The organism is Leptolyngbya sp. FACHB-261 (genome assembly GCF_014696065.1).
Classification (GTDB): domain Bacteria; phylum Cyanobacteriota; class Cyanobacteriia; order FACHB-261; family FACHB-261; genus FACHB-261.
Genome location: NZ_JACJPL010000023.1, coordinates 58,197 through 80,295 on the forward strand (window position 1 = coordinate 58,197; position 22,099 = coordinate 80,295).

16 protein-coding genes are annotated in these 22,099 nt (G+C 50.2%); 9 read left to right on the forward strand and 7 right to left on the reverse strand.

The annotated features are described in order from the left end of the window. Positions 1 to 2: 2 nt before the first annotated feature. Positions 3 to 2,855, reverse strand: a complete 2,853-nt coding sequence (locus tag H6F94_RS14430; protein ID WP_190802941.1) for a beta strand repeat-containing protein — start codon at positions 2,853 to 2,855, stop codon at positions 3 to 5. Between the two features lie 524 nt (positions 2,856 to 3,379). On the opposite strand from H6F94_RS14430, the gene H6F94_RS14435 reads away from it, so the two are divergent. Then, positions 3,380 to 4,147, forward strand: a complete 768-nt coding sequence (locus H6F94_RS14435; RefSeq protein WP_190802942.1) for a hypothetical protein — start codon at positions 3,380 to 3,382, stop codon at positions 4,145 to 4,147. 110 nt (positions 4,148 to 4,257) lie between these two features. On the opposite strand, the gene H6F94_RS14440 is transcribed toward H6F94_RS14435, so the two are convergent. Then, positions 4,258 to 5,010: a peptidylprolyl isomerase gene (locus H6F94_RS14440; RefSeq protein ID WP_190802943.1), complete on the reverse strand. Its 753-nt coding sequence runs from the start codon at positions 5,008 to 5,010 to the stop codon at positions 4,258 to 4,260. Between the two features lie 117 nt (positions 5,011 to 5,127). Further along, on the reverse strand, positions 5,128 to 7,617 hold the full coding sequence (locus H6F94_RS14445) for a pre-peptidase C-terminal domain-containing protein (RefSeq protein WP_190802944.1): 2,490 nt from the start codon (positions 7,615 to 7,617) through the stop codon (positions 5,128 to 5,130). 318 nt (positions 7,618 to 7,935) lie between these two features. On the opposite strand from H6F94_RS14445, the gene H6F94_RS14450 reads away from it, so the two are divergent. Next, entirely contained in the window at positions 7,936 to 10,527 is a 2,592-nt protein-coding gene (locus H6F94_RS14450; protein WP_190802945.1) for a M1 family metallopeptidase, read from the forward strand. A gap of 326 nt (positions 10,528 to 10,853) precedes the next feature. Continuing rightward, positions 10,854 to 11,264: a DUF1499 domain-containing protein gene (locus tag H6F94_RS14455; protein ID WP_190802946.1), complete on the forward strand. Its 411-nt coding sequence runs from the start codon at positions 10,854 to 10,856 to the stop codon at positions 11,262 to 11,264. Between the two features lie 178 nt (positions 11,265 to 11,442). Here H6F94_RS14455 and H6F94_RS14460 read toward each other — a convergent pair whose 3' ends face one another. Beyond that, on the reverse strand, positions 11,443 to 12,132 hold the full coding sequence (locus H6F94_RS14460; protein WP_190802947.1) for a DUF4142 domain-containing protein: 690 nt from the start codon (positions 12,130 to 12,132) through the stop codon (positions 11,443 to 11,445). Between the two features lie 386 nt (positions 12,133 to 12,518). On the opposite strand from H6F94_RS14460, the gene H6F94_RS14465 reads away from it, so the two are divergent. After that, positions 12,519 to 12,860, forward strand: a complete 342-nt coding sequence (locus tag H6F94_RS14465; RefSeq protein ID WP_190802948.1) for a cupin domain-containing protein — start codon at positions 12,519 to 12,521, stop codon at positions 12,858 to 12,860. 78 nt (positions 12,861 to 12,938) lie between these two features. Continuing rightward, a complete protein-coding gene (locus H6F94_RS14470; protein WP_190802949.1) occupies positions 12,939 to 13,466 on the forward strand; it encodes a DUF2243 domain-containing protein in 528 nt (175 codons plus the stop codon). A 99-nt stretch (positions 13,467 to 13,565) separates the two neighbouring features. Here H6F94_RS14470 and H6F94_RS14475 read toward each other — a convergent pair whose 3' ends face one another. Further along, a complete protein-coding gene (locus H6F94_RS14475) occupies positions 13,566 to 13,964 on the reverse strand; it encodes a response regulator transcription factor (protein ID WP_190802950.1) in 399 nt (132 codons plus the stop codon). A 182-nt stretch (positions 13,965 to 14,146) separates the two neighbouring features. On the opposite strand from H6F94_RS14475, the gene pyrG reads away from it, so the two are divergent. Beyond that, on the forward strand, positions 14,147 to 15,823 hold the full coding sequence (pyrG, locus tag H6F94_RS14480) for a CTP synthase (protein WP_190802951.1): 1,677 nt from the start codon (positions 14,147 to 14,149) through the stop codon (positions 15,821 to 15,823). A 130-nt stretch (positions 15,824 to 15,953) separates the two neighbouring features. Continuing rightward, complete coding sequence (locus H6F94_RS14485) at positions 15,954 to 16,631, forward strand: Uma2 family endonuclease (RefSeq protein ID WP_190802952.1); 678 nt, start codon at positions 15,954 to 15,956, stop codon at positions 16,629 to 16,631. A 99-nt stretch (positions 16,632 to 16,730) separates the two neighbouring features. On the opposite strand, the gene msrA is transcribed toward H6F94_RS14485, so the two are convergent. After that, entirely contained in the window at positions 16,731 to 17,393 is a 663-nt protein-coding gene (msrA, locus tag H6F94_RS14490) for a peptide-methionine (S)-S-oxide reductase MsrA (protein ID WP_190802953.1), read from the reverse strand. A 439-nt stretch (positions 17,394 to 17,832) separates the two neighbouring features. Here msrA and H6F94_RS14495 point away from each other — a divergent pair, with 439 nt between their 5' ends. Further along, positions 17,833 to 19,356 carry a carboxypeptidase M32 gene (locus tag H6F94_RS14495; protein ID WP_190802954.1) on the forward strand — a complete coding sequence of 508 codons (1,524 nt, stop codon included), beginning with the start codon at positions 17,833 to 17,835 and terminating at the stop codon, positions 19,354 to 19,356. On the opposite strand, the gene H6F94_RS14500 is transcribed toward H6F94_RS14495, so the two are convergent. After that, positions 19,344 to 19,520 carry a hypothetical protein gene (locus H6F94_RS14500; protein WP_190802955.1) on the reverse strand — a complete coding sequence of 59 codons (177 nt, stop codon included), beginning with the start codon at positions 19,518 to 19,520 and terminating at the stop codon, positions 19,344 to 19,346. The two genes, H6F94_RS14495 and H6F94_RS14500, sit on opposite strands and share 13 nt — an antisense overlap. A 273-nt stretch (positions 19,521 to 19,793) precedes the next feature. Here H6F94_RS14500 and fxsT point away from each other — a divergent pair. Continuing rightward, positions 19,794 to 22,099, forward strand: a 2,306-nt coding sequence (gene fxsT, locus H6F94_RS14505; RefSeq protein ID WP_190802956.1) for an FxSxx-COOH system tetratricopeptide repeat protein, incomplete at its 3' end; no start/stop codon positions are given.

The following is a 22,099-nucleotide window of genomic DNA, read 5'->3' on the forward strand; positions in this document are numbered from 1 at the left end:
CTCTAAGGCACACGACAGGCAGTAGAGGATATCCAAGGACTGTGTGAGTTCGGCGTAGGAGCCTGAGCCGTTAGGATCACTTCCCCGTTAGCCCCCTTGACCCAACCTTGGGCTTCTACAATCGGGGCTGGCGGTGAACTAGTGGGTTGAGCCGAGACAGCAGCACTGGAGGGATTTCCCGTTTGGGGCGCAGGTGTCCCTAGGTCTGCCAGGACAGAGCTGCTCCTGAGCGCCTCTCTTGGTGTAGGAGGCAACCCACCACGTCCTGTAACAGTGAAGGCATTGGCAACTTGCCCGCTAGGAACTGAACAGCCTTGTGCAATTAGTCCTGTAGCGTCCAGTACATCTGTTGGTAGATTGAGTAATCCTTGGTTGGGGTCAACAGCATCGGGTGCGTTAACAATTACTTGGCCGTTCAAGGCAGAATTAGTTTGCGAAATAGCGGTGACATCGTTAGTTTGCAAGCGATCAGGATCCAGTTGGCTCGGCTCCTCAGTTGCCAACACAGTTCTGAGATCTTCTAAGGTTCGTGGCACTAATCCCAAAATGCCTTGTGCTGTGATTTGAACCCTTCCTCCCCCACCCTCAAAAGCATTAGCCGTGATATCACTGTTGTCTAAAGGAGCGGCAAGAATAAAGGCACCTGGAGCATCAATTGTGATGTTCCCGCCATTGCCACCAGCACCCACCTTACCCGCAGAGGTAGATATCTCACTATTACGCCGCAAAGATAACAAGTCCTGAATTCTTAATTCAATATTCCCCCCATTACCAGAGGTAGTTATAGCCCTGATTGCTCCTCTATCTAGCTGAACAGAGCGGGCTTCAATATCTAGAATACCTGCATCACTCTCTATTTCATTGCTTACTCTTTCAATACTCACATTCAATTGAGCGCCATCTGAAACTAGTAGCTCGCCGGTTTTAATCGTTAAGCTTCCAGCAGCTCCAGTACCTTGAGTGCGAGTAAACACACCGCTAGCAAGGCCATCCGGATTGAGTAGATCTGAATCAAATTGGCCTTGCCGAGCAGTGAAGATTGGATCACTCCCAGAGAGGATAATATTATCAGTGGCATTAAGCGTAATATTTCCCGCCGATCCACTACTATTAGTAGTAGTGAGGATTTGTCCACCGTTGAGTGCTTCAATTACACTTGCGTTAACAGTGATGTTGCCTCCATTCCCAGCACCAAGGGTACGAGCTGAAACCAAAGCTCCATCCTGGACAAGAAGTCGTCCTGTTCTAATCGTTAAGTCCCCACCAGCTCCACTACCGGATGTTCCCGAAAATAAGCCACTGGGAAATCTGTTACCAAGCTGCTCGTTGAAAGCTGAGGTACCGCTCAGTTCTACCGAGTCATAGGCATCTATAGTTAAGTTTGCTGCTCGACCTGAACCATTTGTGCGAGCTGATATCGATGCTCCATCTCGAACGATTAAACGACCAGTTGTAATGCTTATGCCTCCAGCATTTCTATTATCTTGGGTTTCAGACAATAAGCTGGTGCGATCATTTTCATATTTCGCAAGGTTATTTTCTGCTGAAGTACCAATTAATTCTAAAAGATTAGAGGCATACACAGATACTTGTCTTCCCCGAACCTTCGAGCCATCCTGAATAGTTAAGCTTCCGGTCTCGATAATTAAGCTTCCGCCGCTGCTATTAGGGCTGTCCATGCTGTATTCAAGAGGATATGCACTAATCTGGCTACTCCCCCTTACTCTTATTGAATCTGTTGCACGTATTGTAATATTCCCAGGGCTGCCTATAGTAGAAGGTCGCGTATTGGCTTCAATCACTGCCCTATCTGAAACGCTTAACCTTCCAGTTTCAATAGAGATAACTCCCCCATCTCCTTTACCAGAAAATCTATCTACAGATAATATAGGACCAAAGAGTTCAACAGAATTGCTAGCAGAAATTGTAATATTACCTGCATTTAGATTTTCTAAGCCTAAAGCAGAAATCTGAGTAGGAAAGGAATCCAAAGTAAAAGAGCGAGCTTGGATGTTAATGGCACCACTATCAACACTAATTCTCGCACTATTTCTAAGCCGTATATCTGCTCGTTCTACGTTGGCAGGAAGGGCATCCAAGTAAATATCACTATCCCTCAAGCTGAACTTTATCGTTTCTAGTCCTGCTACTCCCCCCAATTCAACTCGGCCATTTGAAGCTGTTATCAATCCCCCCTCTAGTCTTACATTTCCTCCCACTAACGCTAGAGTTCTTGCTGGCTGAACTTGTAGACCTATGTCATTGGTTGAAGAACGATTGACAATATCCTTTGGAGAATCGCCAAATTGCAAACCGATTGGAACATCTATAACCAGCAGAGGTACAGGCTGAGGGTTTGTAGTGCTAAATTCCCAATGATTGAATCGCAAGCTGCTTGCTGTACTAGCTAGGAATGAACCTCCAAGCTCCAATCTAGAATTTGGCCCAAAAATAATGCCATTTGGGTTAATTAAAAATAGATTAGCCGCCCCTATAGCACCAGGTGCCCCAACACCTAATACTCCGGCAATATTGGAGGAATTAGCACCTGTCACTCGACTAAGGATATTAGTGACTCCGGTAGGGTTCTCAAAATATACACTTCTTCCTTCAGGCACATTAAATTCCGAGAAGCTATGAAAGAGGTTAGTGCCCCGCTGAGTTCCACCTTGGATTTGCTGGGTGCGTCCGTTGATAGGTTGGACCCTAGTGCCTAAATTACGAGGTGCGAGGGTATCAGGCCTGAGGTCTGTGGATTGAGCGAGGGCGCTCAATCCACAAGTAGACAGCCAGAACAGCGCTACTGAACCTACTAGTTTCAACCTTCTCAGTTCCAAAGTCCACTTTTGTTTCACTGTACAACCCACTTACTAAAAAAGAAGACATTCAAAAAGTTCTGCTAGCATAAGCAATTTGAGCCATTGAGCTCGTTGACTAAAGCAAATTTTTGTTTCGAATTCATAACAGGTAGCCCTACCCTGAGAGGCTTCGTCTTGAGCATAAACCTGCAGCTTTTGTCTAGCTTTACAGAAATTTATGATTCTACAGTTTCTGCGAGTGAAAACCGGTTTCGAGGTAAAAATTAGCACGACTAGGAATAGCTAGATGCTGAATTTTAACTTCTGAAGAATTCATGTATGAGAGACGCCTACGCAAATGAGGGCAACATCCATCTAAATCATATATTTTTTAAGTAAATATTAAGTAAAGCAATTGTATAGACATTTAAAAGCTGACCATATCTAACTACCATTTCAGTCAGTTACAGACAGGAATTCAGACCAGTTCAGTGCATTCTCTAGGGCAGACGACTTGACGCTCTGCTGAGCAAGTCTGAGATCGATAATCTGAATTCTCTCGGTCCATCAACATCTGAGTATTGAGAACAACCAAGGAATCCATGAACTCAAGAAGACCGTTGCTCTACCTCAGCCTTATTGTGATCAGCAGTTTGGCTTTTCCCACTACAGCCCAGGCATTTTCTTTCATAAAGCCACGTGCAGACAATTATGAAAGCCTTGCTCCTACTGATCCTGAGTACAAGCTATATCGTGGAGACTGTAATCCTCTTTTAGGAAGAGCGCTCTCTAGTTGTGAGACTGCTGATGGCTTCAAGATCACAGCCGGATTTGCAGGAGAACCACCACGCAATCCGATATTAAGAGCAGCAGTTGGAAGGGGAATAGGTGTAGGTGCAGGTACAGGGTCAGCTTTTAATGTCAGTGGTCGAGAGTTTATAAAATTAGAAATTCCTAATAATAACCTTCTCTACCTAGGACTAGACCTCTCACCCAGCGGTTCGCGTGAGGCTTTCAGGATTAAGACTCAATACGAGACAGCAACCTTGATACTGAATACTGACAGGAGTTTGAGATGGAAAGAAGAACGGTACTTAAGAAGAGGTAGCTTTACACCTATAAATGAAAACTTATTTCGAATTGGCCTACCTTTTTTGAACAACCCTCGTTCCTTAGAGTTGAGCTCAGGGGAAAGAAGCACCTTTAGCCTAGTTGAGGCGGAGGTTCAGTCACCCGAGCCTTCAACAGCTTTGAGTATGCTAGCACTCAGCGCTTTCGGGGCAGGAACCCTAGTTAAACGCAAGTTGAAGCGCAAGCAGCAGAAGTCGCAGGCCATTGACCTCAGCTGATATCCTCTGACAAGGATTGGGACTGACCTCAGCCGCTTGCTTATTGCTTATACTTTGAGGCTCTAGCCAGTTTCAGGTCGAACCGACTTACTGGCTAGAGTCCTTCAGTTTTAGAGAAAAGCATTAGAAGTAGAGTGAGACTGCTGTTCAACGAACTGCTGCTGCATTTGCTTTTGGAGCCAGTTTTCGAAGAGTTCATTCAAGAGACGGCAGCGCATTGCTTCATCGAACTGGGCAGAGAGCCATTTCTCTAGCCTGACAACCACGAACCATTCCCCTAAATGAATCGGCATCCAAAGATGACCGGGCTGGCTCAACGAGAGTATGCGGGCTAGGGTTGGATGGAGCTTACCCAGCTCTACGGGGCCAACTAAGCCATCAGTTTGCGCTTCTGGTCCCTGGGCATACTCGCGGGTTAACTCAGAAAAGGTTTGCTCTCCTTCGCCAATTCGAAAGTAAAGTTCCTGAGCAATTCCCATATCGTGAGTTCGAATTAGGGAATATATGACCTTATCTAACTGCTCTTTGCGGTTCAGGAAATAGCTTTGCAGCTTGTGCCCCCAAGTTGCCTGCTTAAATTTCTCAATTCGCAAGTCTCGGGTGGCTAGAGCTTGCAACTGTTCTAAGGTCAAGTCGTGACATTGTAGCCAAGCTTGCCGTGCTGCTTCTGAGGTGAGCTGGCGTCTCTCATAAAACTGTTCACAAGCACTTGTAGTTTCTTCCTCAGTGCAAGCTATATCAGCGATCGCTTGATCAATCAGGCTCTCACGGACCAACTGAGGCAACATCTGATAACTGGTTAGTAAGGGAATAATCTCTTCGGCAGTAATCACTCGCTTACCGATTTGTAAGGCTGTGGTCATTTCTAAGGGGCTCCTTTGTGCGCATTTTCCTGAACAGCTGATGTTTGAGCAATCCCCTCAGAAGCAGTGGCACCTGAGGGGACTGCATAGTCTAGCAGCAACTTAACTGGGGCATCTTCAGCTCACGGTGAGGCCGAGATTGTAAGAGGTGTCTCCTGAGAACTGATAGACCTGGACAAAGTAATTGCCTGCGTCTAGAAGACTGTTGACAGTATCTGTGGTTGTACCTCCAAAAGTTGAATCGATAATGAGGTCAGTTGAATCGATAATATCGTTGCTATCCAGGTCTTGGATCAGGCGGAGATCGGCATCACTGGAGAGGCCACTGATTGAGGCAGTGAAGCTGCGGGATTCGCTCAGGCTGAAGTTGTACAAATCAGAAGTGTCAAAGCTAGACACAGAGTCACTGAAGTTACGGGCTCCATTGTCCAAAGTTCCTAGGTCATTCTCAGGAACTAACAAATCGCTCGGTCCAGAAGTGGATATGCCTAGGCTGTAGTTGCTGTTATCAGTATCAGAAACCTGGACATAGAAAGTACCTGGGCTAAGATTGTTGGTTGACAAGGAGCTTAAGTTTGCTGCAATAACCCCTTCACGGGCTGTAGGGCTAAAGAATTCGCCAGACTCTACAAGACCATTGCTATTGACATCCTGAATGAAGCGTACAGAGGCGGTACTGCTCAGCCCTTTAGCTGTGATATTGAGAGGGCTGTCAAAATCAACACTGAAGCGATACAAGTCCGACGTGTCGGTGCTGCCAACAGAGTCTCTGAAGACCTGAGGACCAGTCACAGAGCCAATATCAACTTCATTCACCAAAAGATCGTTTGAATTAGTAGCTGACAAGCTGAGGGTGTAATCAGTGTCACCGCTAAATTGGTAGACTTGAGCAAAGTAATCACCCTGACCCAGAGACGATAGATTAATTGATTCGTCAAAATTACTGGGAAGGACTGAACTCTCGATTACATCACTATCATCAATGACTCCGTTATTGTTACTGTCTTGGATTAGCCGAACGTCTGCATCTTGGCTCAGACCTGTAAGAGACAGATTCAAAGCACTTGCGCTATCAAGGCTAAACCTGTAGGTGTCAGCTGTATCAGTGCCGTTAACCGAACCAAAGAAAGTTTGGGTACCAGTTAAAGAACCGACGTTAACCTCAGTAGGCAGGAGATTACTGGGATTAGTAGTTGACAAGCTAAGGGTGTAATCAGTGTCACCGCTAAATTGGTAGACTTGAGCAAAGTAATCGCCTTGGGCCAGAGATGATAGATTAATTGATTCGTCAAGATTACTGGGAAGGACTGAACTCTCGATTACATCACTATCATCAATGACTCCGTTATTGTTACTGTCCTGGATTAGCCGAACGTCTGCATCTTGGCTCAGACCTGTAAGAGACAGATTCAAAGCACTTGCGCTATCAAGGCTAAACCTGTAGGTGTCAGCTGTATCAGTACTGTTAACTGAACCAAAGAAAGTTTGGGTACCAGTTAAAGAACCGACATTAACCTCGGTGGGCAGGAGATTGCTGGGATTAGTAGTTGACAAGCTGAGGGTGTAATCGGTGTCACCACTGTATTGGTAGACCTGAGCAAAGTAATCGCCCTGACCCAGAGACGATAGATTGATTGATTCGTCAAAGTTACTAGCACGAACTGAACTCTCGATTACATCAATATCATCAATGACTCCGTTATTGTTACTGTCCTGGATTAGCCGAACATCTGCATCTTGGCTCAGACCTGTGAGAGACAGGTTCAAAGCACTTGCGCCATCAAGGCTAAACCTGTAGGTGTCAGCTGTATTAGTGCTGTTAACCGAACCAAAGAAAGTTTGGGTATCAGTTAAAGAGCCAACATTAACCTCGGTGGGCAGGAGATTGCTGGGATTAGTAGCTGACAAGCTGAGGGTGTAGTCGGTGTCACCACTGTATTGGTAGACTTGAGCAAAGTAATCGCCTTGGCCCAGAGATGACAGATTAATTGATTCGTCAAAATTACTAGCACGAACTGAACTCTCAATTACATCACTATCGTCGATGACTCCGTTATTGTTACTGTCCTGGATTAGCCGAACGTCTGCGTCTTGGCTCAGACCTGTAAGAGACAAGTTTAAAGCGCTTGCGCTATCGAGGCTGAACCTGTAGGTGTCAGCTGTATTAGTGCTGTTAACTGAACCAAAGAAAGTCTGGGTATCAGTTAAAGAGCCAACATTAACCTCAGTAGGCAGGAGATTGCTGGGATTAGTAGTTGACAGACTCAAAGTGTATGGGCTGTCGCCTGCATATTGATAAACATCTGCAAGGTATTGCCCTGCATCCAAGGAATCAAGATTGATGAAATCATCCTGGTTGCTACCACGAATTGAACTAGCAACAGCTTGATCTACGTCATAATCGATTTGACCGTTGCCGTTGATATCTCGGTACAGCCGAACATCAACATCTGTATTCTCTGTGATGCCAGTTAGGGATAAGTTGAGGGGTTGGGCTTCACTTAAGGAGAAGCCATAGACATCACTGGGATCAGTGTCGTCAACAGAATCCTGAAAGGTTTGAGTAACGTCATAACCTAGGGGACCAACGTTAAACTCCGCCGTCATTTTATTGCCGCCTTAAATATAGTACAATCAGCAAGCTCCAATCCCAAGCACAGAGATCGCTGCCTCAACCCACTAGAGTTAGCTAGAGCGCATAGCTGGCTAAAGTAGTTAGGTTGTGCTGATGTGAGCTGAGCTTGTAAGCTTCTGTAGACCTCTCAGGCCATCTCCGTAGGCTTACGCAGGCTCTTACAAAACTTTACAAAAACTTTGCTAGGCTTACTGACTTATCGGGTAGCCTGCTGGGCCTTAGTCTTAGCACCATCGAGCTGTGAATCCGCTACGCTGTAGTCATTGAAAAGCGCAGCATTGGGTGGACGTATGAGTCGAAAGCAGCGGCTTGGCTGGGAAAATCTCTACCTGGACGAGGCTAAAACCAAGTCCTTCGAACTACCTGGTGCCCGTCCTCACTACAATCCCGACCGGCCTGGACAAGTTGAACATATTGCCCTAGACCTCACCCTGGATTTGGAGCAGCAGCGGGTTGCAGGTCTTTGTCAAATCCGGCTAAACCCGGTGCGCGATGGTTTGACTGACTTAACGCTCGATGCGGTGAGTTTGCAGATCGAGCAGGTTGAGGTGGCAGGAACTGCCCAACCCTTTGATTACGACGGGGAATTTCTCAAGGTGCGGCTACAAGAGCCAACCCGAGCTGGAGCCGCAATCACCCTGGAGATTGCCTACCACATTGATCATCCCCAGCGCGGCATCTACTTTATTGCGCCAACCGAGCATTATCCCAACAAGCCAGTTCAGGTTTGGACGCAGGGTGAAGATGAAGATTCGCGCTTCTGGTTTCCCTGCTTCGACTACCCCGGCCAGCTGGCCACCTCAGAAATTAAAGTCAAAGTTCCCAAAGATTTTTTAGTCATTTCTAATGGCGAATTGCAGGGGGTTGAAGAGGTTAATGGGTCCAAAACTTACCACTGGTATCAGCCCCAGGTTCACCCAACCTATTTGATGACCTTGGCAGTGGGTAAGTTCGCTGAGCTTCGGGATGAATGGCACTCGATTCCCGTGACCTATTACGTTGAGAAAGGTCGCGAAGAAGATGCCCGCCGCACGATGGGCAAAACGCCTCGCATGATCGAATTCTTCAGTGAGCAATACGGTTACGCCTATCCCTACCCGAAGTACGCGCAAGTCTGCGTCGATGACTTTATCTTCGGTGGCATGGAGAACACGTCAACCACCCTCCTGACCGACCGCTGTCTGCTGGATGAGCGGGCGGCAATAGACAACCGCAATGCAGAGAGCTTGGTGGCCCATGAGCTGTGCCATCAATGGTTTGGCGACTTGGTGGTGATTAAGCACTGGTCCCATGCCTGGATTAAAGAGGGCATGGCCTCCTATTCAGAAATCATGTGGACAGACCACGAGTATGGCCCTCAAGAAGCGGCTTATTACCGCTTAAATGAAGCTCGCAATTATTTCAGCGAAGATAGTGGCCGCTACCGTCGCCCGATTGTCACCCACGTTTATCGGGAGGCCATTGAGCTTTATGACCGGCACCTGTATGAAAAGGGAGCCTGCGTTTATCACATGCTCCGCGCCGAATTGGGTGAGGATTTATTCTGGAAGGCAATTCAAACCTTCGTGCGCGACCATGCTCACAAAACAGTCGAAACGGTTGATTTGCTCAGGGCAATTGATAAGTCTACTGGACGCAATTTAGCCTTTCTATTTGATCAATACGTTTTCCGAGGTGGCCATCCCGAATACAAAGTTGCTTATGCCTGGGACGGCGATAGTCACTTGGCCAAAGTGACGATCACCCAAAGTCAAACTGAGCTGTTCGATCTAAAATTGCCCATTGCTTTCGCCTTTGACGATGGCAAGCAATTTCAAACTTTCACGGTGCGAGTCCATGAGAAAGAACAGAGTTTCTATTTTCCTCTGGCCAGCAAGCCCCAATTCGTCAGTTTTGACCAAGGCAATCACTTTCTCAAGAAAGTCACTCTGGAATACGGTTTGGCTGAGTTAAAAGCCCAACTGCAATTCAGCCCTGACCCCCTAGATCGCATTTATGCCGCTGAAGCTCTAGCGCGTAAAGGCAATCTAGAGGCGGTGAAAGCGTTGGAACAAGCGCTGTTGGAAGATGCCTTCTGGGGGGTGCGGCTAGAAGTAGCTGAGGCTCTGGGCTCGATCAAGCTGGATCAGGCGACTGAGTCGTTGGCAAAGGGTCTACAAGACTCAGAAGCTCGGGTGCGTCGAGCTGTGATTCTGGCGCTGAGCGGAGATAAGGCTGCGGAGAGTTATCAGCTCATTCAGCCCTTCCTAGAGCAAGGCGACCCGAGCTACCTAGTTGAAGCCGCTGCCGCCACCTCCCTGGGCACCATTGCCGCCAGCAGCATCAGCGGAGTTGATCTACAGCAGACGGTTCAGTTATTGAAAACGACCCTGGAGACCAAAGCGGGTTGGAACGAAGTAGTTCGCACTGGCGCGACTGCTGGGTTGGCCAAGCTCAAGGAATCAGACGAAGCGCTAGATTTGCTGCTGCAATATACAGCTCTTGGCACCCCCCAGGCTTTACGGCTGGCAGCGATTCGCTCACTGGGCACCTTTGGCTCAGCCCAAACCAAAGTCCGTCAGGGCAGAGTGATCGAGCGGCTGCGGCAACTGGGAGGTGAAACTTTCTTCTTGACTCAAGTCTCCACTGTGGTGGCTCTAGGGCAATTAGATACGCCAGAGGCGATTAGCATTCTGAGCGGGCTAGTTGAGTCAACCCCAGATGGACGAGTCCGGCGTATGGCCGAAGAAGCTGTGCAGAGAGTTCAGCAGAAGGTGGGAACCGATGGTTCACTAAAGCAGTTGCGCGAAGAACTCGACCAGCTTAAGAAAGATAACCAAGACCTTAAGAGCCGCTTGGAATCTATTGAGGCAAAGTCGTCACAGACTTCTACCTCCGCCTAGCGCCCAAACTTAAGCGTTAAGACAATAGCTAACAACCCCCTGTTGCCTAGACAACATTCAGGGGGTTGTTGGTATCCATTTAAACTGCGAAAGATAAACCTGAGCGAAATCCTGCTTGTATTATTGAAAACCGATTCTCTGCCCCGTCCTTATGCTTATCAGTAGACAAAGAATCAGTAGACAAAGATGAAACTGGAGAATTTGAGCAGTTGTGCAAGCAGCTTAAGGAGCTAGCCTACGGTTAAGGCTTAGCCGTTCCTGTTCTCAAAGTTTCTAAAAATCACCCTGCCATGCCATGCTGAATCAGGGACCTAAGAGGATTGAGAATGTTTGCAGGAACGCGTCCTACCTATATTGGAGTTCGAGAGGGCAAGCTAGCCGCCTGTCCCGATTCGCCCAACTGTGTTTGTAGCCAAGCCTCAGCTCAGGACAAAGAGCACAGCATTGCCCCTTTCCCCTATACCTCTAGCCCAGAGCAGGCAATGGCTGCGGTGAAGGCAGCGGTTCAAAGTGTACCAAGAGCCAAAGTCGTCACTGAGCGCAAAAATTACTTGTACGCAGAGTTCACCAGTGCGCTTCTGGGCTTTGTGGATGACGTGGAATTCTACGTGGATGAGACCGAAAAAGTAATCCACGTCCGCTCGGCCTCACGCCTGGGAAAATCTGACCTGGGTGTAAATCGTACTCGTGTAGAAGCGATTCGAGCCAAGCTGAAGGACCTGGCGACCAGTCCCTAACCGAGTTGCCGATTCCTCCAATAAATTGTCCCATTTTTGGGATTCAAATTATTGCAAACTGCTCTAGGAACTCAACCCCAATCAGCACTTGATGCGCAAAAAGGGGTTGCAATTCCTGGAGCAGCTTAGCGTTTACTATTGAGCCCCTAGTAGGGGCTCAGATCAGCCTCAGGCTTGACTAGCGGTTGACGCCAACGGTGGTGTTGGCCATCGTACGTGCCATTTCCAGATGGCCCTGCACGTTGGGCAGAAGTCTGGTAGCAAAGGCAACGACATCCTGGTCTTGACCCTGCTGAACTTCACCCTGGAACAGGGCAGCCTGCACGCCGTGGCTAGCAACCCCAGCCACGCTCATATACTCCCGGTCAAAAGCGGCGCCAGAGAGGTTAGACAGCCGTCGCAGTACGGCTTGATTTGCCGGGCTTAAGCTGCGGGGCAGCGTAACACCCTTGCGAGCAGCGATCTGCATCAGTTGGTTGTTGGCCTGCGTGTGCTCTTGGATCATGCGTTGGGCGTACTGCTTAACCTCATTGCTAGAGGAGCGACGCAGAGCCTGTTGCGCAAACTGAACCTCGGCCATACCCCCATCAGCAGCTAAATACATGAACTGCAAGTCTGTAGCATTCAGACCTTGAGCAGTGGGGCGGTTGGTCCGGCCAGATTGCGGCGTGGTGCTGCTGGGCTGGGTCATTGAGCCACCCGTTGAGCCACCCATTGAGCCATGAGGCTGCTGGTTGGTTTGACCGGGTTGGGTTGTAGCTCCACTGGGTCGGCTGGTACCACTGGTTTGAGCCTCAGCAGGCAGGCTTAGAGCCAGCAATGCACCAGTCGTAACCAGGGCGGTAGCAATGTTCGTTAACTTAACCATGTCTAAATAACTCTCCTTGATGTAGGGCTGCTTTCAAAATCCGCCCACTCCAATCAAGGTTGCAGCTGCTTTGTCTTACACCTAGCCCGAGAGGTACGCCCTTGGCCAGGTTTACCCTCCGATCTAGGTAGCCGAACCAAAGTGCTCTTGTAGCGCCTGTAGCGAATCTGCACACACAAAATTCAGAACGCAGAATCCAGTTGCCAAGGTCCAACCTTAGAACCCGACTATCACTGGCCTATAGCTGGCCTATGCCTTGCGGATGAGGTTGTCGTTCTGCCTCTAGAACCACACTGAGCAGTGATGCCTCAGCTTAAGATTCAGCTTTCCTCAGGCTGGCTGAGCACATCATAATTATCCAAAACTATCTAGATTTAATTGAACTAATGACTGACACAACTGTTATCAAAATTAGCTCTTCCCATTCACCTCACGGTCAAGCAGGACAAAAGTATTTGGCTTCAGGTAAGAGCCTGGCAATGCGACTTTGGGAGAACGAGCAACCCAATGAAGCTAAACCACCGACTCAGCGGGATTACGAAACAGTTGGCTATGTCATTGCAGGGCGAGCAGAACTGCATTCAGAAGGTCAAGTAGTGCTGTTAGAAGCAGGAGATTCTTGGGTCGTTCCCAAAGGCTCCAGTCACACTTACAAAATTCTGGAGCCCTTCACCGCTGTAGAAGCCACTTCTCCTCCAGCTCAAGTTCACGCTCGCGATGAAGCCTGACCAAGCCTCACAAACAAGCCTTAGCCCGCTCAAGCCCAGTTCGCTCAAGCACAGCACAATCAAGTCCAGCTCAAGTCCATGACTACGACCGCAAGCCCACCAACCGCCCAACCGGCCTCTGCCAAGCCCTTAGTTGCGCCCGGCTTCTTTTTGGGCCTGGGGCTGGCCGGTTTTTTCGATGGCATTGTGTTGCACCAAATTCTGCAATGGCACCACATGCTCACCGATGCAGGTTACTCAGCTGAGACAGTCTCTGGCCTGGAGATCAACACCCTGGCCGATGGCTTTTTTCACCTGGGCTCTGCGGTGCTGACAGCAGTTGGCGTAGGTCTGCTGTGGCGAGTCGGTCGTCAGGTCCAGGCAGCAGGGTCAGGGCGCGTGTTTGGCGGGGCGCTGCTCCTAGGTGCAGGCACCTTCAACCTAGTCGAAGGCTTGATTGACCATTACATCCTGCAAATTCACCATGTGAAATCTGGTCCCCATGAAGCGGCGTGGGACTTGGGATTTCTGATCGTGGCTGGACTATTAATGGCAATTGGCTGGGGACTTATGCAATCGGGCTTAAAGCTGAGCGCCAGTGGAACAGCAGGCCGGGAACCGGTTTGAGCGGCAATACCCAGCAGCCTGCCTCACTCCACTTATATTTCCAGTTATATTTCCGGGCTTAAGTTTCCAGTCCTACCCTTCCGGTCTTTGGTTGCAGGACTAGTTCTTCCGACCGCTCTCCTGAACGCTGGCACTCGCCAGAATCATCTTCACGCGGCGGTCAAGCTCAACCAAGCTGAAGGGCTTGGTGATGTAGTCGTCCGCGCCTTGGGAAAAGCCCTGAATCCGGTCAATCTCATCACTACGGCTCGTCAGCATCAGCACGAACACCGGATGCTGCGCTTGCATCTCCTGACACAAACGGTAGCCGCTGGTGTCAGGTAAATTTAGGTCCAGGATGACTAAGTTAGGTCTGAACTGTGCAAACGTAGCCATGGCATTAACGCCATCGCCAGCCGACTCAACTTGGTAACCTTGCTTCGTCAGATATCGGTAGACGAGGGTCCGGGTTGCGACTTCATCATCGACAACGAGGATTTTGTTATGAGCTTGGGCCATAGCTAACCACCTCCATACCGACAGGTTCATTGTGACATATGTAACAGGTAGTCGCAGACGGCTCAGCCTCTCCTGCCCTAAGGAGAGACGGCGTGCTCTAGGGGTGGAGATGCCCTGTAATGCGTTTACCCTCCTATAATCAAAGGGTTATCTTGGGGGGCTGACCGCCTTCAGGTCTTATTATGACTAAATTTATCTTCGTGACCGGTGGTGTGGTGTCCAGCATCGGCAAGGGGATCGTAGCAGCAAGTTTAGGCCGCTTGCTCAAATCAAGAGACTACTCTGTGTCCATCCTCAAGTTGGACCCCTATATTAACGTGGACCCTGGCACCATGAGCCCTTTCCAGCATGGAGAGGTGTTCGTCACCGATGATGGCGCGGAGACTGACCTGGACCTGGGGCACTATGAGCGGTTCACGGATACCGCCATGTCCAAACTTAATAGTGTGACCACGGGCTCAATCTACCAGGCGGTGCTCAACAAAGAACGTCGCGGTGATTACATGGGTGGCACGGTGCAGGTAATCCCCCACATTACCAACGAGATTAAAGAGCGGATCCATCGGGTTGCTCAGAACATGAACCCCGATGTGGTGCTGGTAGAAATTGGCGGCACGGTTGGCGATATCGAGTCGTTGCCCTTCCTAGAGGCTATTCGGCAGTTCCGCAAAGATGTAGGTCGCGGCAACGTGCTCTACATGCACGTGACCTTGGTGCCGTGGATTCCCTCGGCCGGGGAGATGAAGACTAAGCCGACGCAGCACTCCGTGAAGGAACTGCGCTCGATTGGCATCCAACCCGATATCTTGGTCTGCCGTTGCGACCGTCCGTTGCAACTGGGCCTCAAAGAGAAAATCGCTGAGTTCTGCGATGTGCCGGTTGAGTGCGTCGTGACCTGCCAGGATGCCCGCTCGATCTACGAGGTGCCGTTGATTCTGGAGCGAGAAGGTTTAGCGCAACAGGCGTTAGAGCTATTAGCTCTGGAGAAACGGCCACCCAATCTAGATGCTTGGGAAACTCTGGTAGACCGCTTGCAGCACCCGGTGCGTCAGGTGGATCTAGCCATTGTCGGCAAGTACGTCCGTCTCAACGATGCTTATCTCTCAGTGACCGAAGCCTTGACCCATGCTTCCGTGGCCTTGGGTTGTAAGATTCGCCTGCACTGGGTGAACTCGGAAGATATCGAAAAGCACGGAGCCGAGCGCTATCTGCAAAATATGCAGGGAATTGTCGTGCCGGGTGGCTTCGGCGCGCGCGGCGTGGATGGCAAGATTGGCGCTGTCGCCTATGCTCGTGAACACAAGCTTCCCTTCCTGGGGTTGTGTCTGGGCATGCAGTGCTCAGTGATCGAGTGGGGAAGGCACATTGCGGGCTTGCAGGAGGCGGATAGCTCAGAATTCTCGCCCAACACCTCTAATCCAGTGATCAACTTGTTGCCAGAGCAACAGGATGTTGTTGATCTGGGTGGGACGATGCGACTTGGGCTCTACCCTTGTCGGATTGTGGCGGGAACGCTGGCCGAGCAACTCTATAAAGAGTCAGTCGTTTACGAACGGCACCGCCACCGCTATGAGTTCAACAATGCCTACCGCAATCTGTTCTTGGAGTCGGGCTACGTGATTAGTGGCACTTCCCCAGATAACCGATTGGTGGAAATTATTGAGCTTCCAACTCAACCGGGTCCAGGGCGACCATTCAGCCATCCCTATTTCATTGCCACTCAGTTCCATCCTGAGTTCCACTCGCGTCCCAACACGCCCCATCCTCTCTTTGTGGGTTTGGTGAAGGCAGCGCTAGACCACAGTGGTCCGGCTGTTTTACCGGCGGCGATGGTCTCTTCTGGCGTTGGAGTTGAGTAGGGTTTACTGACTCAGTTCCTAGTCAGAAAATTAGTGGGTCGTCAATTTGCTACATGCTTTAGCATTGCAGTGAGTTGGCGACTTATTTTTGTTGTGCCATTACTATAAGGGATAAGGAAGAGAAAGCCCTATGAGTCAAGCGCAGACAGAAGCACTAGCCCCAATACCAGCGGCAATCTCAACACCAATCTCAACCGAGGAATGGCTCCCAGCTACCTGGCAAGATTACTTAGCAATTCTGGCTGCCCCAACTTACCAGAACGCTAAGACCTACTACTACAACGACCGTTTGAGAATTGAAATGGCCCCAGTTGGCTACGATCATTCCTCTGATAACAATGTCATTTCCTTTGCGATTAGCTTGTTCGCTAGTCTCAAAGGCATCCCTCTAAACGGGCTCATTAACTGTAGCTTTCGTAAGCCAGAGATTCACGAGTGTCAGCCGGATTTAGCCTACTACCTTGGTGAGTCTGCTCAGGCAATTCCTAGAGGCACTGGCATTGTCGATTTGGGTCGCTATACCCCACCTCAATTAGCGATTGAAATTGCTAATACTTCGCTGTCTGAAGATTTAGGCCAGAAGCGATTAATGTATGAAGAAATGGGAGTTTCTGAGTACTGGGTAGTTGATGTGCAAAAGGCTCAGGTTATTGCCCTTGCTGTTGAAAATCAGGGTAGCAAACGTATCACCCAGTCTCAGGTTTTGCCAGGTTTAGCAATTGCGTTATTGGAAGAAGCGCTGCGCCGTAGTCGCCAAATAGATCAGGCACAAGTAGGGGCTTGGTTGCTCACACAATTGCAGCAGTGAAAAAGGATAGTTTCATGTGGCAGTCAAGAGAAAAAAAGAGAGGCAGCAGTTGGCTTACCTCTCTTTTAAGTTCAAATCTTGCCTTAGCTGTTGGTTCTGTTAGTTGACGGCTGATTCGGTTTCAGCGGGATAACAGACATTGGTGCCGCCTAAGCCACAATAGCCACCGGGATTTTTGGCCAGGTATTGTTGGTGGTAATCTTCGGCGTAATAGAACTCTGGTGCATCCAGAATTTCAGTGGTAATTGGCCCGTAGCCTTTAGCTTTGAGTGCTTGCTCGTAAGCAGCTTTGGATGCCTCAGCGAGTTTCTTTTGCTCGTCTGAATAAGTGTAGATGCCTGAGCGATATTGGGTGCCCGAGTCATTGCCTTGGCGCATGCCTTGGGTGGGGTTGTGGCTCTCCCAAAACAGCTTTAGTAGGGTTTCGTAGCTAATCACTTTCGGGTCAAAAACTACCAGCACCACTTCGTTGTGGCCGGTCATGCCCGAGCAGACTTCTTTATAGGTGGGGTTGGGTGTAACGCCAGCGGCATAGCCAACAGCGGTGGTGTAAACTCCAGGTTGCTGCCAGAATTTACGCTCTGCACCCCAGAAGCAGCCCAGGCCAAAGACTACTTGCTCCAGACCTTCTGGGAAGGGGGGCTTCAAGGGGTTGCCGTTAACAAAATGACGTTCCGGCACTGGCATGGGTTGTGCGCGTCCAGGTAAGGCCTCTTCAGCCGTAGGCAGGCCTTGCTTCTTGCCAAATCCAAATAACACCATGACCGTCGGCTCTGCTTTTTAGTTATCTTTATACTAATTAATATGATAGCTCAGGCCCCTAGATCCAGCTTAGAGTCAGGGTTTGCAGGGCTGAGAAGATGCTTAGAAACCGCTGGGCAGTAGCTGAGAAGGTTGACTGCTCCCTTGCAACGGCTGGGTGCAATCTTTCGGTTTTTGCTAATTGTTTTCTCAGCTCAGTTCTCTTAGTCATTCCAGAGTTTAAGTCATTCCAGATGAGCTAAGTCAAAGTCTTTAGCGATTGGCTTGGCGATGACTGCATAAAGCGCAAACTATGCCACGCATCCAGAGATGGAGATTGTGAACCCATGTGTCTAGCGATTGCTTGACTGCCCTTACTGGTTACGGCAACGACAGGCAGTTTCCCTGAGCCAGTGCGTAACATAAGGAACTAAAGAAGACCTAAGCACCTACCAACAGTATGCAGACTCTCGACAAAGCCGATTCTAAGCTGCTCGATCTGAAAGTCCGTCTTACCGAAGTTAATGACCTGGAGTCTGCTGCATCACTGTTGAACTGGGACCAGGCAACCTATATGCCTCCCGGTGGGGCAACTGCCAGAGGTCGCCAACTAGCGACGCTGAAGCAATTGGCTCACGAGAAGTTTACGGACCTGGCTATCGGTCAGCTGCTCGAAGACCTGCGCCCAATGGAAGCGAGCCTGCCTTACGATTCGCAGGCGGCGAGTTTGATTCGCATTACTCGGCGCGATTATGAGCGAGCGGTGCGGGTGCCTGCGGCCTTTATGGCGAAACTGTCTAGCCATCAAACTGCAACTTATGAAGCCTGGGCTAAAGCGCGGGCCAATAGTGATTTTGCGGCGGTGCGGCCCCACCTGGAAACTACGCTGGAACTGAGTCGGGAGCTGGCTAATTTCTTTCCTGGCTACGAGCACATTGCCGATCCGCTGATTGATTTTTCGGACTACGGCATGAGTGCGGCCTCGACGCGGGCTCTGTTTGCGGAGTTGCGCGGTCGGTTGGTGCCGATTGTGCAGGCGATCACGGCTGAGCCGGTTGCGGATGATGCTTGTTTGCATCAGATTTTCCCGGAAGCTGAGCAGTTGGCCTTTAGTTTGGCGACGATTGAGCGGCTGGGTTACGACTTTCAGCGGGGGCGGCAGGACAAGACGCTGCACCCGTTTATGACCAATTTCTCGATTGGGGATGTGCGGATCACCACGCGGGTTCAGGAGAATTTCCTAGGCGAGACTATTTTTAGTACGGTGCACGAAACTGGACACGCGCTTTATGAGCAGGGCATTTCGCCGGAGTTTGAGGGGACGCCGCTAGCGGGTGGGGTGTCGTCTGGGGTGCATGAGAGTCAGTCGCGGTTGTGGGAAAACATGGTGGGCCGCAGTCGCAGTTTCTGGAGCTTTTTCTATCCGCGGTTGCAGGCGGTTTTTCCGCAGCAGTTGGGTCAGGTTTCGCTGGATACGTTTTATCGAGCCATTAATAAGGTGGCTAAGTCGCTGATTCGCACGGATGCGGATGAGGTGACTTACAACTTGCATGTGATGATTCGCTTCGATTTGGAGCTGGATCTGCTGGAGGGTCGTCTGGCGGTGCGCGATTTGCCTGAGGCTTGGAATGAGCGCTATCGCAGCGATTTGGGCTTGCTGCCGCAGAGGGACAGCGAGGGTGTGTTGCAGGATGTGCACTGGTATGGCGGTCAGATTGGCGGTATGTTCCAGGGCTACACGCTGGGCAATCTGATGAGTGCGCAGTTTTTTGAGGCGGCGCTGAAGGCTCAGCCGGAGGTTCCGGAGCAGATCGCCCAGGGACAGTTTGGCCCGTTGCATGATTGGCTGAAAACGAAGATCTATCAGCATGGTCGCAAGTACACGGCACCGCAATTGATTGAGCAGGTGACGGGTAGCCCGTTGAGCATTGAGCCCTATTTGCGCTATATCCAACGCAAGTACGGTGAGCTTTACGCGCTGTAAGTAGGGGCGCTGTGGCTGAATGCTGGTTGGACAACGCCTGAGCTGTAGCGGCAGCTTCTAGCGTTGTAGTCTTTTGGCGGGAATTTGTAGGTATTGGGCGGAGGCTTGTAGGCGTCCGGCGTAAGCGTGTGGCCGTTGGGCGTAAACATGGGGAGATTCGACATAAGCATGTAGCTGTTCAACATAGGCATGTAGCTATTAATCGCAAACATGCAGGAGTCTTGCACAAACGTGTGGAGATTTATTCGAGGATTGCAGCAGGGCAGATCAAGCATGCTGCAATCCTTCCAGCAATTGCTGCAATCCTCTCCAAGATGCCGAGCAATTGAAGCCTATGTTTGGTCAAGTTATCGGCCCGAGATAGCTTTAACCACAGCTTTCTCTAAAGCTGCCAGAATGGACCTTAAGTTCTGACCAACTCCATTTGAGCAAGCGTTATGACTGCTTCCCAGCAACAACGCCCAAAGGTGTTTATTAGCTACAGCCACAAAGATGGGAAGTGGTTAGAGCAGCTCCAAGTTCATCTCAAGCCTTTTGAGCGGGATGGGACGATGGACTGTTGGGACGATACACGGATTCAACCGGGGGATCTCTGGCAACGGGAAATTGAGCAGGCGCTTGCTGCGGCAGAAGTTGCAGTCTTGCTAATCAGTGCGGATTTTCTAGCTTCAGACTTTATCCACCGAGATGAGTTGCCTCCACTCTTGTCAGCAGCAGAAAGTCGAGGCTTGGTGATTTTGCCAGTCATTGTTAGACCTTGCAGTTTGCCTGAAAGCCTCTCCAAATTCCAGGCCGTGAATCCAGCGCTGAAACCACTGAGCAAAATGCTGGATTGGGAGCAAGAAGAACTTTGGGTCAAGGTAACAAAAGCGATTCGAGAAGCCCTGGAGAGACCATCTACTTCCCAAAACGTTGAGTATAAAGGGTCAGAACACTGGTGGAATGTGCCGCAAGAGCGTAATCACTTCTTCACAGGACGTGAGGATGTGCTGGCAGACTTGCGCAGGAAGCTGGGAGGCCCCCCTAACCCCCCAAGTTTGGGGGGAAACGGAGAGGGGTCTGGCTCCCCCCGAACTCGGGGGGCTGGGGGGGCCAGTGCAACCGCTCTAAGCGGTCTGGGAGGGATTGGCAAGACGCAAACGGCTGTGGAGTATGCCTATCGTCACTATTACGACCAGCAAGATTATCAGGCGGTGTTTTGGGTGCAGGCCGAGACGCGGGAAGAACTAGTGTCTGGTTTTGCCGCAATTGCCGAGAAGCTTGGTTTGCCTATTAGCCAACAGCAAGACCAGAGTTTGATTGTTGCCGTAGTGAAGAACTGGCTAGAAACTCATTGCGATTGGCTGCTAGTGCTGGACAATGCCGATGAGTTGAACCTGCTACGGGAGTTTTTGCCCAAGACCGGCAAGGGACATATCCTACTGACGACTCGCGCTCAAGCAACAGGCAGGTTCGAGCGGGTTGAGATCAAGAAAATGTCCCGTGATGAGGGTGCATTGTTTCTGCTGCGTCGCGCTAAGTTGGTTGCAGAGGACGATGCGTTAGAGGCTGCTTCTGAAGCAGACCAAGGTTTGGCACGAACCATTGTTGAGGAATTGGATGGTTTGCCGTTAGCACTGGATCAGGCAGGCGCATTTATCGAAGAGACGCCATCCAGTTTGGCGGAATATTTCAACCTCTACCAAGCTAGAGGCGCAGAACTGCTAGCAGAACGAGGAGAACTGGCAGAGGACCATCCCAGTGTGACCATTACGTTCTCACTAGCGTTTGAGAAGGTGCTGGAACGTAACCCCGAAGCAGCAGACTTGCTCCGCCTTTGTGCATTTCTGGCTCCAGATAGCATCCCTGAAGAGATCTTCTGCAAAGGAGCTTCTGAGCTAGGCGAGACACTAGGACCAGTGGCAGCAGATCCTCTAGCCTTTGCCCAAGCACTACGAGAGGCAGGACGCTTTTTGCTGATCCACCGTAACCCTACGGACCAGACTCTAGATATTCATCGTTTGGTACAGGAAGTCCTGAGAGCAGAACTGGACTCGGACACATATCATTTTTGGGCAGAGCGAATAGTACGGGCTTTAGCCAAAGCACACCCAGGAGACGAATACAAAGACTGGCCACTGTGTGACCGTTGGCTTCCTCATGCCAGAGCCGCAATCAAGCTGGCCGAAACGTTGCAGCGTGAGTTCCCTCAGGTAGTATCCGATTTGCTCAATCAAACTGGATACTACCTAGCGCAACGTGCTCAGTACACAGAGGCAGAGCCTTTGTTAGCGCAGGCGTTGGAGCTGAGACAACGCTTGCTTGGGCAGGACCATCCCGATGTTGCCACTAGCCTCAATAATCTGGCTTTACTTTACGATTCACAGGGCCGCTACAGTGAGGCTGAGCCTTTGTATCTGCAGGCGTTGGAGCTGAGACAACGCTTGCTTGGGCAGGACCATCCCGATGTTGCCACTAGCCTCAATAATCTGGCTTTACTTTACGATTCACAGGGCCGCTACAGTGAGGCTGAGCCTTTGTATCTGCAGGCGTTGGAGCTCAGACAACGCTTGCTCGGGCAGGACCATCCCTCTGTTGCCAATAGCCTCAATAATCTGGCTGCACTTTACCGTGCTCAGGGCCGCTACAGTGAGGCAGAGCCTTTGTTAGCGCAGGCGTTGGAGCTGAGACAACGCTTGCTTGGGCAGGACCATCCCGATGTTGCCACTAGCCTCAATAATCTGGCTTTACTTTACGATTCACA